The following is a 12,398-nucleotide window of genomic DNA, read 5'->3' as shown; positions in this document are numbered from 1 at the left end:
AGTACTACTTCCAACCTTTTGTAACGATGTTTGCAGATTTAGAATATGGATACTTTTTAACTAGTTCTTTCGTACCAATTTTTTGATCTCCACTTCTCATAAAGTGTGCTAATGTTACTGAAGCCCAGTAATCATTTTCATACTCTGTACCTTCAAGTTGTAAAGGAACACCTTTATCATTTACTGTGTGACAAGCTGAACATGTTACAGGACCTGCATATTCACCATCTGGAGAATATTGAAGTGCTTGTTCATGTGTTGTTACATCAACTGAACGCTCTTTACCATCATACCTAGTAGAGTATAATCCGTGAGTAGACTCATGACAAGATTGACAAGCAATGTCTCCGTGAGCTTTTGAGTATCTGTATAGAGAGTACTTGTTTGGTAAATCTATAGGGAAATACTTTCCACCAGCTTCACTCTCAACAAATGGAGCTAAGTGACAATCCGCACAGTGAGGCTCAGAAGCTGATAACCACCAGTCATTACCACCAGATGCCGCTGCATATGGAACATCTCCACCAGTTGGGTGATTCCATGGCTTAAGATCTAACGCTCCATCTTTACCAGCATTTTTAACTAATGTTGCTGATTTGTGATCTGCATAGTAGCTAAGTACTTCATTATTTCCAGTAGTTTTAGGGTCTGCAATAGCTGCAAATGCCGCAGCATCTCCACCAGAGATTTCTTTTATCATCTCTTTAAGAGTTTTGTTTCTTAAAGTTTTACCCGTCTGTGTACTATCATGAGTAATATTGTCAAAGTTTTGCATAGCTTGAGCTACTTTAGTGTGACAGTTAGTACAGTATAAACCTCTTAACTCGCCAGCATCTTTTCCATGTTCATCTTTAAGTGCTACTTCATTAAGTTGCCATTTACCATAATCATTTAAGAAAAATGGTGGTTTAGCATCTGGGTTTGAGTGAGCATCACGTCTTACATAACAACCACCACCAGATTTTCTGATATCGCTTTTGCTAAATCTTCCTTCACCGTATCTATCTGTAACACGGAATGGATTTGAATCATCATTCATGTTAGAGTTTTGGAAGTGTGTTGGGTGACAAGACTGACAAGCTTGTGAACGTCCAGCACCATCAGGCATTGGAACCATTGCAAGGTGAAAGTTATGTATAGCTTCACTTAAAGGTTTTGCTTTAACAGCCTTATAACCAGTTGCGGTTGGACGAGGTGTCTGTAAGTTACCAGAAACATTATCACCATGACAATCAGAACAGTTAACTAAACCAGTTTTACCAAGTCTACCACCAGAAGCATTATCTTGATAATCACTTAAAAATGTAGTTCCATGGTGAGCATCATGAAGTGAAAGAATATTTATAGAAGACTCAGCAAGTCTAGCCATATACTCACTCTCATCAGGATAACCTTTCCAATACTTATACTCTCTATCAGAAAAATCAAGACCTTCCTCTCTAGCCATTTGTGCTGCTTTACCATTTCTCGAGTGACAAGAAAAACAGTTAGGAATATCTACAGGATTTGTACCAAAGTAAGATACTGCATGTCCCTTCTCATTTTTTATAGCCTTACCTGAACCATCATGCATCTCAACTGTAGAGTACTGAAAAGGTTGGAAGTCTTTTTCTGTTACGGAACGGATAGTACCTTTTCTTGTAGAATCATTAAATGCAGTTAAAGGAAGACCAAGTGCATCCCAAAGATGTGAGGCAGTTAAAACGAGTTTAACATTTTTAACAGGAGGAACGAGTGTGTCTGTCATAACTATGTTACCACCATGCTTTCCAGCATATTCTAGGTAACCACCAGAAAGAGGCATTCCAGAAGGACCACTATCTACACGAATAGGAAGATCTCTACCAATACGTAAACGATCTTTATCAGTAGCTCCTGCAGGTATAGTACCTTCTAAATCTTTATATATAAAAAGGTGATTCCATACATAGTTTGCAACATTGTCATTTGGAGAATCAAAGTGACCATCACCATCTGTATCTTTAGGTACAGACCAGTACTTCATTTTATTACCTTCACTATAAGAGTTATCTTTAGTGTAGTAGTAAAGCTTGATGTTATCATTTGGAGTTAAAAGTTTTGGTAACTTACCACTTTTTCCTCCAGAAATTGCTTGTGCTTGGATAGAATTATATGGTGGAATAACACAACAATAATCCATTGAAAAACCAACACAGTGCATACCTAGTTCGTAATTTATAAATACATTATAATCACTATTTGGTTCATACCCTGTTCTTTTCTTTCCATTCGCACTAACCTCAGTATACTTTTTCAGCTTATTGAGTTTAAACGGTGGGTTCTTGTCATATGCTAAAGCAGTAGTAGCAGTTACTGACATAAATGCAACTGATGCAGCTAATGTAACTAATAAATTCTTTTTCATAGTTAATCTCTCCCTATATTTAATATAAGTAGAGAGTATTACATCTTATTGATAAAATAAAGGTTAAACGAATAGTAAATAGATAACAAATGAATAGTAAATGAGAATAAATTACTAATTGTGAATAAGTATCTCTTTTTTTGCATCCCATACGAAATGTCGAGAAATCTTTTTAAAAGCTTTTAAAATAATAGTTTCCTGTGTACTACTACCATATATAGTAATAGGTGTATGGTAATATTTATTATAAGATTTTATTGGATGTAGCAAGACTTCTTTGTATGTAAACTCTAATTTACCTTCAAATGGTTCAAAGGGAACAGCTGAGACAACACTTTTATTTGTTTCATTACATTTAAAATGGCAGATGACACTATAACTATCTATTTTTACATAATCTAATAATAGTATTACATTTTCGTGTGTTATTAACATATTAATCCATAAAATCTATTTATTTTACTTTTATATCGACTGTTTTAAAAAAGATTCAAGTTTATCAAAAGGGATAGGCTTTGAATAATAATAACCTTGATGATTTGGACATCCCGCCTTCACTAGAAAATCTGCCTGTTCCTTTGTTTCAATTCCTTCTGCAATCAAGTCCATCTTAAGACTTTGTGCTAAAGCGATAATGGCTTTAATTATTGCCACATCATTTTTATCATCAGGTAAATCATCTACGAAACTACGATCAATCTTTAGTTTATCTATTGGTAATAACTTTAAGTATGATAAAGACGAGTATCCTGTTCCAAAATCATCAATAGATATAACAATTTTAAGCTCTCTAAACTTGTTTAAAACACTTATTACTTTTTCTTGGTTACCTATTAGAACAGTTTCTGGAATCTCAACCTCAATATCTTTAGGGTTTACTTGAAACTTTTTTAATAATAGTTGTAAATTTTCAAAGCAGTTTAAATCCTCTAAAAGTTGCATAGAAAAATTTAGTGATAGAACTCCTATCTCAAATCCATTCTTTTGCAATTTTGACATATCTGAAATTGTTTTTTTCATCATCCATAAATCTATTTTATTTATTAAACCTATCTCTTCTGCGACTGGAATGAATTTATCCGGTGTTATAAATCCGTATTCAGGATGCTCCCATCGTATTAGTGCTTCCATTCCAATGATTTTTGAAGTATTTGCATTTACTTTTGGTTGGTAATATGGTATAAATTCATCGTTTTCTAATGCTCTTTTTATCTCTAATGCCAGCTTTGACTTTTCTACAATTAATTCAGTCATTTTAAAGTTGTAAAACTGATATGTGTTTTTCCCTCTCTCTTTTGCTCTATACATAGCCGTATCTGCATTCCTCAACAATATATCATATGTTTCCCCATCCTCTGGAAACTTACTTATTCCAATACTAAAAGTAGTATAGATTTCTATCTCATTTATTAAAAATACCTTTGCCATCAAAGATACTATTTTATCCACTACTAACATTGTTTGTTTACTGCTTGAATCTACAAGTGATATAGTAAACTCATCCCCGCCAAGTCTAGAAATTGTATCAACTTCTCTCACTTGTGTACGTAACCTCGTTGCAACAGCTTGAAGAAGTTTGTCCCCAATATCATGTCCATATGTGTCGTTAACCTCTTTGAATCTATCTAAATCCAAAAATAGAACACACAGGCAGCCACCAGTTCGTTCAGCACTCTTAATACTTTGTTTCAATCTATCTATAAACAACATACGGTTAGGAAGTTTAGTTAAGGGATCATGGCTAGCAACATATTCAAGTTCGTCATTTTGTGATTGTATCTCTTTTGTTTTGTCTACAACCATATTCTCTAGTTCATCATTAAGTTTGTTTATAAAAGTCTCATAGTTTTTTAAATAAAAATAATAAAACAGAGCCAAAGAAATCATAAATGAAGCAATGAACAACAGGAAGAGTCTGAATTCATCTTTATTAACACTTTGCATCTCTGTATTGTTTAAATCATAAAACATTGTGAAATATCCCATTTTTTCACCATTAATATCCATTACAGGATACATACTAATAAGTTTCGAGAAATTATTATCGACGAGATAAGTATTTATATTTATAAATGCTTTAACTCCTTTTTTTTCAATATACTCCACTAACTCAGGCTTAGCATTTAAAGTCGCTACATAATAATCTTCAATAAAAGTTTTTGTAAATGCTTTTGTAAGCTGTCTTTTGTATTTTTTATCTACTAGTAATATAGAATCATAATCTTTATTAGACATCTTTGTCGCAATAGAGTTAAACTTTGCTATTACTTCTACAAATCCTATAAATTTTCCACTTTCATACAGTGGCACCATGGATTTAAAGGTCAAGTCAAATTTTCCAACACTTATAGTCGACCTAATTGTAGGATTTTGAATCATCTGTGTTACATCTATTCTAAATTTCTTTAGATCATCACCATTTTTTTTAGTCCAACTTCTATATAAACTAGTACCATCTTTATTTACAACTTGAATCCATATATCACTTAGGGATGTATTCTCTTGTAAAGATAAAGAAAATGCATTCAAATCTAGCTTCATTTTTTGTTTTTTAAGAATAGCTTCTTTTATTTGATTATTGTTTGATATTGACATAGCAATTATTAAAACAGTTTCAGCTTTCTCTTTTACTAAAGTTCTAATCTCTTTATGCATATTTTTCGTTATTTCAGTATATTTTTCTGTGGTTAATTGGCCAACTCTATATTTAGTAAAAAAGTATCCAATACTCATCCACATAATAAAAGCCAAGCTTATGTATAGTATTAAGGTTCTGTTTTTAATTACTTTTTTTATCAACTTTCTGCCTTTATTTTATAACCATTGTATATTGAATGCCAATTAAATCACCCATTGATTTTAATATGGAGTTTGCCGTAGAATTATACGGAGCTTTTCCTTCATTAAGTGCATAATTAACATCTAGTCTATCATAACCATTAAATATATAGGACAAACCCATAGTTAGTGTTTTAAATTCTCGATAATCAATATCTGAATTTTTCATACGTTTATATTCATCATATCTAGCTATTACTTCGAAATGGTTATAAAGCTCATATGAACTTAACAAGTAGTAACCATTTGCTACATTTTCAACTGGAGCCTTCATATTATATTGCCAAGTTTCTTCATTTTCATTAGTATTCACATCTTTGACTCCAGTCATTATCATTCCCTCACCTTTCATATACTCAGCTTCTAATCGTAACTTATCATGAAAGTATGTAACACCCATACCATATCTTATTCTATCGTATAGATGAGATTCTCCATCTGAATAAAGTTGTCGCTTACCAGTTTGATACCAAGAATACAGTTTAAGCGATTCCGTTCGATAGCCTTTACCTTCACCAAATAGATTTTCATAAGATGCAAATCCGTAATGAGTAAAGTGATTATTGTTCAAGTTTTCATTAGCGAGACCCGAACCGTTTCCAATCATATAAGATAAAGTTAGAGAAGACTTTTCGTTAATTTCTATTGCTTTAAAAAACTGAATTCCACTATCTCTGTATGCTCCGACTCCATGACTTGGCTCTGATGTGTAAGAGTCTCCAACCACGATGTCACTTTTTGATGTTTTGATAAAACGCTCCAACATCAAGTTATTTCCAACAGTGGAAAACATAATCAAAGGTGAAGCAAACCTTGCCATGTTTCCTTCTTCACTTCCAGAATATTTAAACCTACCTACTCTTATATAAATTGGTAGATACTTAAAAGTTAAAGAAGCATCCATAAGGTAGTTGTGAGTTTGATATCCCAAAGGGTTGTTTACTCCGTTTGGAGCGACTTCTCCAAGAGTGAAGTAGTTAATCTTGTTGTCATCAGTTAAAGAGCCTCGTATTCCTATTCTAGCTCTAGCAACTTGAAGTTCAGACTGATTTTCTAAAGTAGGTTTTATGTAGGCAAAAGGAGTTTTATTAAAGCCATTTTTTTTAATTATCTGGCTATCGTTATGTTGTGCACGAACTTGAAAGAATCCCCAGGGAATATGAGAAACTTTAGATTCTGTACCCTGAAGAGTCACCCAATCTGCAGCATTTAAACTAAAAATAAAAAAAATAAATAAACATACTAGTCTCATTCAGATACCTACCGTTCTATTTTAATCTCAAAACATTTTTTACTTCCATCCATTATATCAGAACTTCCGCCATGAACTTCAGCTATTTGACGTGAAAGTATCAAGCCCAATCCATTTCCCTTGACTTTCGTACTCTTAAAAGCTTCAAACAAAGACTTTTTATCTTCTATAGGAACTCCGGTATCGTAGATATAGAACTTATGATATTTTTTATCAGATTCATATGTGATTTCAATGAGGCCTGATTCTTCTTCATCTGCTTCTATTGCATCTATTGCATTTATAATAAAGTTTGAAAAAAGCATATCCAGTAAATCTATATCTGCGTTTAATTTAAAGTTATGCTCAGGAAATATAAACTTTATTTCTTTGGAGTAATCATAGTAGCCTATAGACATATCAATAAGCTCTTTTAACTTGTCCCACATAAATTCTGTTTTATTTGCTTCAACACCCTTACTAAACATAAGTGTAGCTTTTATAATTCTTTCTATCCTGGATACAGATTTTTGAATCTCTTCGACTATAGGAATGTTCTCATTGAGGACTCTTTTTTTTAGAGTTGAACTGAGTAATGATATAGCACCTATAGGATTTCTTATCTCATGAGAAAGATGTGCGGCCATTTGTCCCATAGTCGCAAGATTTTCCTTGCGTTTTTGCTCTGTTATATCTGTAGCACTGAGCATTGTTTTGTCTTTATAAGAGGAACTTTTTATCAGATATGATTTTAAGTTAAAATTTATCTCATAATCGTCATTTTTAAATTCTACAAGTTTTAAGAGTTCCCATAGTTCTCTTGCATGAGAGTTTTGTAAAAAGACACTGTTATCGCTATTTACTATCCAGATGGCGTTTGGTAAGAATTCAACAACTTTTTCGACCGTATCTTGCAGATGAGCATAAGATGACTTGAGCTCATTAAACTCATCCTCAACCTTGTAAGTTTGCTCTATAAGTAGATTAAGTTCTTCGGGTGTTACACTAGACATTAGTTTTTAAACGCGACCAAGATTTTATAAAGCGAGTGAGCATCATCACTTCCACACAGCTCACGAATAGAGTGCATTCCCAAAGTTGGAAGTCCTACATCGATAGTCTCTATTCCAAGTCTTGTCGCTGTTATCGGTCCTATTGTCGAACCACAACCCATATCACTACGAGTTACAAAGTTTTGTAAGGGTTCCTTTATGCTAGCTGCACTATCCATAAAACGCGAGATGGTTGTGGAGTTTGAAGCATACCTTTGGTTCGTGTTTACTTTTATAACTACACCCTTATTCATATGTGGTGCATGTTCTTTGTCGTGTTTAGATGGAAAGTTTGGATGAATGGCATGTGCGTTATCAGCACTAATCATCAATGAAGTTCGAGTCATATTCATGTACTCATCATAATCACTAAACATACGTTTGAGTGTGTTTTCTAAAAAACTTCCACTTGCTCCAGATGTAGACTCACTTCCAACCTCTTCATGGTCACTTGCACAGAAGAGCATAGGTTTTTCATTTGAAACGCTACATATACTCAACATTCCAATATAACACGAGAGAAGATTATCTAACCTTGCACTCGCTATAAAATCATCATGAAGACCTATAAATGCAGCCTTTTGAGTGTCATAAAAGCTAAGTTCGCTTGCATAAACTTCTTTAATATCTAAAATCTCATTTTTATTTAACTGCCATCTTAAAAAATCATCAAAATTAAAGTCATCATTAGTAGTTAACACAGGGCAAACGTCACTCTGTTTATTTACCGTTTTATCTTTGTTCGCTGTATCATCTAAATGAATGGCAAGAGAAGGTATCGTCGCTATACTTTTTTGCACATCTATCAGTGTACTTTGTATTTTTTCTTTCCCATCTAGGTAAGATACACGTCCAGCTATTGAAAGAGCTCTATCAAACCAAGGAGTGAGTAACAGACCACCATAAGACTCAACACCGAACTTTACAACTCCATGTTCTTTTATAACTGGATTTGGCTTTAACTTTAAGTTAGGCGAATCTGTATGAGCCCCAATCATTACATAGTTTTTTTCATGCTTAGGATAAGTAAACGCGATGATAGAAGAGTCATTACGAGTGACATAGTATTTACTACCTGCGTTTAACTCCCATTTATCAACTTCATCAAGTTTAATAAACCCTGCGTTTTCGAACATTGCAGACATATTTTGTGTCGCATGAAAAGGTGTCGGTGAAGCATCTAGGAAACCTAAAAGCCCTTCGTTAAAATCTTGTTTTTCCATTTAAAGTCCTAAAATATCAACGGCTTCGTTACCGTCAAGTGCTGAAATAATTTTTGTGTCCACACGTATTGCAGAGTCTATCACTACATTATGAAGTTTTGAGACGATGGTTATCGTTAATGGACGGTTTCCTGGGTTTTGACGGATGAGTGCATATAGTTTATCTAGAACTTCACTATCAGCATCCAGTTTTACCGCTAAACTTATAGGTTCAGGTGGTTTGTCTTGCACCTCTTTTTTGACTTTTTTTGTCTCTTTTTTCGCTTCTTTAAGAGTCATAATTTTACTAATGTTCATTCTGGGACCAAAATCGGTATGAGTTATTCGTCCTTTAAACGCGATAGGTTCTTCTTTGTTCATCTCTGCGAGTTTCTCTAACTTATCTGAGAAAAGCATTATTTCCATATTTCCATGAAAGTCCATCAAGTCTACTATTCCAAACTGGTGCCCTTTTTTAGATATTTTTTTAACTATCCCTTCAACTTTACCGATAAATATAGCCTGAGAACCATCTTTAACATTTTCTAACTCAGAAGACAGTGTATAGTTCAACTCACTCATTTCGGCGCGGTACTCATCCATTGGATGACCCGAGACATAAAAACCTAAGGTATCTTTTTCAAACTCTAAAATTTCTTTGAGTTCGTACTCTTCAGAATTTTTAAGTTCTAGTTTAACCGTTGTTATCTCAGCATCATCTCCAAAAAGTGAACCGATAGCATTTTTCTTAGCATCACTCGCTTTTTTTGCAGTTTCGACTATAAGTTCTATCTGATTTAAAAGTGCTTTACGGCTGTATCCAAACCTATCAAATCCACCTGACTTGATACTTGAATCAACAAAGCGTTTATTTACTTTTGATGGATCTATGCGGTTTACAAAATCTTCTATAGAAGTAAAATCACCATCTTCTTCTCGCGTTTGAATAATCGACTCAACAGCCGCACCACCAACACCTTTAATAGCCCCTAGACCAAAAAGAATAATATCTTTTCCATCTTTTGTTATTGCAGAAAACTCTAAATAGGAATCGTTAACATCAGGAGGAGAAAGTTCTATCCCCATACGTCTTACTTCATCAATGTAACGAACAACTTTTTCAGTGTTGTCCTTATCTGATGTGAGAAGTGCCGCCATAAATTCATTTGGATAGTAAGTCTTTAACCATGCAGTTTGAAATGTAACCATTGCATAAGCTGCTGAGTGAGATTTATTAAAACCGTACCCCGCAAACTTTTCAATTAGATCAAAAAGTTTTGAAGCTTCAGCCCTAGGATGACCTTGTTTAACTGCACCATCTGAGAATTCTGCATTAAAAGTTGCCATATCTTTTTTCTTACCCATAGCACGACGAATAATGTCTGAGTACCCAAGAGAGAATCCACCAACATTTTGAACAATTTGCATAACCTGTTCTTGATAAACAATGACCCCATAAGTGTTCTCTAAAATAGGTTTCATAATATCAAATGTGTACTCTATTTTTTCGCGACCATGCTTACGTTCAACAAAACTGTCAAGCATTCCAGACTCCATAGGTCCAGGGCGATAAAGTGCAAGAACGGCGATTAGATCCTCAAAACTATCTGGTTTTAAACGACGATTCAAGTCTTGCATACCAGAGGATTCTATCTGGAACATTCCTACAGTTTCACCTGTTCTTATAACCTCATATACTTTAGGATCGTTCTCATCTATCTTGTGCCATATTATATCTTCATCATAACGACGTTTAATGAGTTTAATAGCATTATGTATAACATCTAATGTTTTAAGACCAAGGAAGTCAAACTTGATAAGGTCTACATCTTCGAGGTAGTTAAGTGAGTACTGTGTTACAAATGTCGTCTCACTAGAAGGCTTATATATAGGTGTTTTATGCCAAAGTTCTTCATTACTTATAACGATACCGGCTGCGTGGATTCCGGAGTTACGTTTAAGGCCTTCTAACTTTTTAGCAAACTCCCAAACCCTGTTCGCGTTTGCATCTCCATCAATGAGTTCTGATATTTTTGGCTCTTTTTGAAAAGCTCCATCAATAAACTCACCTTTTTTCGTCTTACCATTAAGTGTGATTCCTAATTCATCAGGAATAAGTTTTGCCAGTTTATCCGCTTGACTTAGTGGCATTTCTAAAACACGTGCAACATCACGGATAACTCCCTTTGCGAGAAGGGAACCAAAAGTAATAATTTGGGCTACTTGGTTACGACCATATTTTTGGACTACATAATCAATAACCTCTCCACGACGAGCTTGCATAAAGTCCATATCGATATCGGGCATACTTACACGTTCAGGGTTTAAGAAACGCTCAAAGAGTAAGTCATACTTCATTGGATCAATGTCTGTTATGTCAAGCGAGTAAGCCACGAGACTTCCAGCAGCAGAACCACGCCCTGGTCCAACAGCAATGTCCATCTCTTTTGCAACTTTCACAAAGTCCCAAACGATGAGCATATAACCAGGAAACTTCATTGAGTTAATTATGTCTATCTCAAAGTCTAAACGGTCTCTATACTCTTGGTGTCTATCCTCTGGAACAATTTTTAAGCGATTTTCTAAACCAATTTTACATCTATATGTAAAATATTCAGCATCATTTTTATCTATGGCTGAAAACCATGTTTTTTTGTCTGCTTCACTCGCATTCTCTGCTAAAGGTGCATCATCTTGATGGTCTATTTCTAGTCCATCATTTTTTGAATACTCTGGAGTGAACTTAAAGTTAGGTGGAATTGGTTCTTTTACAGTCAGTGCAAAGTCTTCGACCTTGTTCACTATCTCTTGAGTATGTGCAATCGCTTCAGGAATGTCTGCAAAAATCTTTGCCATCTCTTCGGGAGATTTAAGATAGAACTCATGCACTGAGTGACGCATACGATTTGGATCATCATAAAGTTTATTCATCCCTATACACATAAAAGCTTCATGGTACTGAGCATCATTAGGAAAAGTGTAATGAGTGTCGTTTGTAGCAACAACTTTTATACCTGTCTCACGACTAATTTTTAGTATCTGTTCATCAATGAAGAGTTGATCGCCTATCCCGTGACGCATTAACTCTAAGTAAAAATCATCACCAAAAATATCTTGATATTCCCTAGCTACATCTAAAGCTCCCCCGTAACCTAGTGCTCCATTTTTAACATTTCTCTCATTTGCAAGATTAAGATGCCAGTTTACTTCTCCTTGAAGACAAGCAGAGGTACAGATAAGCCCTTCACTATGCTCTCTTAGCTCTTTTTTATTTATACGAGGAAAGTAATAAAAACCATCTATAAATGCCTTAGAAGAGAGGTACATAAGGTTTTGATACCCTTTTTTGTTTTTAGCATAAAGGCAGATGTGAAAACGTTGTTTTGTACTTTTATCGCCAAGAGTATCGCCATTATGAATATAGCCTTCCATACCTATGATAGGCTTGATTCCAGCAGCACTCATTTGCTGATAAAAATCAATAGCTCCAAACATATTTCCATGGTCTGTCATAGCAACAGAATTCATGCCTAACTCTTTTAAACGCGGAACAAGATTGACGAGTTTATTAGCTCCATCAAGAAGAGAATATTCAGTATGAAGATGTAAATGTGTAAAAGGTTGTGCACTCAAAATAATTACCTTATAGTTCTAATATTATTAGAAAGATTATAGTAAGTTTTTCTTAA

The 12,398-nt window shown here is 34.3% G+C and carries 7 protein-coding genes; all 7 read right to left on the bottom strand.

The window, feature by feature from the left end; genetic code table 11:
• Positions 1-4: 4 nt before the first annotated feature.
• The gene (locus tag HOG88_RS11505; RefSeq protein ID WP_295006294.1) at positions 5-2,386 is read right to left on the bottom strand and encodes a hypothetical protein; all 2,382 of its coding nucleotides are present in this window, start codon (positions 2,384-2,386) and stop codon (positions 5-7) included.
• Positions 2,387-2,500: 114 nt separating this feature from the next.
• On the bottom strand, positions 2,501-2,821 hold the full coding sequence (locus tag HOG88_RS11500) for a hypothetical protein (protein WP_295006292.1): 321 nt from the start codon (positions 2,819-2,821) through the stop codon (positions 2,501-2,503).
• 30 nt (positions 2,822-2,851) lie between these two features.
• Positions 2,852-5,185 carry an EAL domain-containing protein gene (locus HOG88_RS11495; RefSeq protein ID WP_295006290.1) on the bottom strand — a complete coding sequence of 778 codons (2,334 nt, stop codon included), beginning with the start codon at positions 5,183-5,185 and terminating at the stop codon, positions 2,852-2,854.
• Between the two features lie 10 nt (positions 5,186-5,195).
• Positions 5,196-6,476, bottom strand: coding sequence for a hypothetical protein (locus HOG88_RS11490; protein ID WP_295006288.1), 1,281 nt, complete (start codon positions 6,474-6,476; stop codon positions 5,196-5,198).
• 8 nt (positions 6,477-6,484) lie between these two features.
• Complete coding sequence (locus tag HOG88_RS11485) at positions 6,485-7,468, bottom strand: PAS domain-containing sensor histidine kinase (protein ID WP_295006287.1); 984 nt, start codon at positions 7,466-7,468, stop codon at positions 6,485-6,487.
• Positions 7,468-8,730, bottom strand: a complete 1,263-nt coding sequence (locus HOG88_RS11480) for a M18 family aminopeptidase (protein WP_295006285.1) — start codon at positions 8,728-8,730, stop codon at positions 7,468-7,470. The genes HOG88_RS11485 and HOG88_RS11480 overlap by 1 nt, the downstream gene beginning before the upstream one ends.
• Positions 8,731-12,342, bottom strand: coding sequence for a DNA polymerase III subunit alpha (gene dnaE / locus HOG88_RS11475; protein ID WP_295006283.1), 3,612 nt, complete (start codon positions 12,340-12,342; stop codon positions 8,731-8,733). It abuts the gene before it with no gap.
• Positions 12,343-12,398 lie beyond the last annotated feature (56 nt).

The sequence above is a fragment of the Sulfurimonas sp. genome (assembly GCF_018698455.1).
Lineage (GTDB): Bacteria > Campylobacterota > Campylobacteria > Campylobacterales > Sulfurimonadaceae > Sulfurimonas.
The sequence above is the reverse complement of the archived record's forward strand: the minus strand, read 5'-3'. Positions and strand labels throughout refer to the sequence as shown.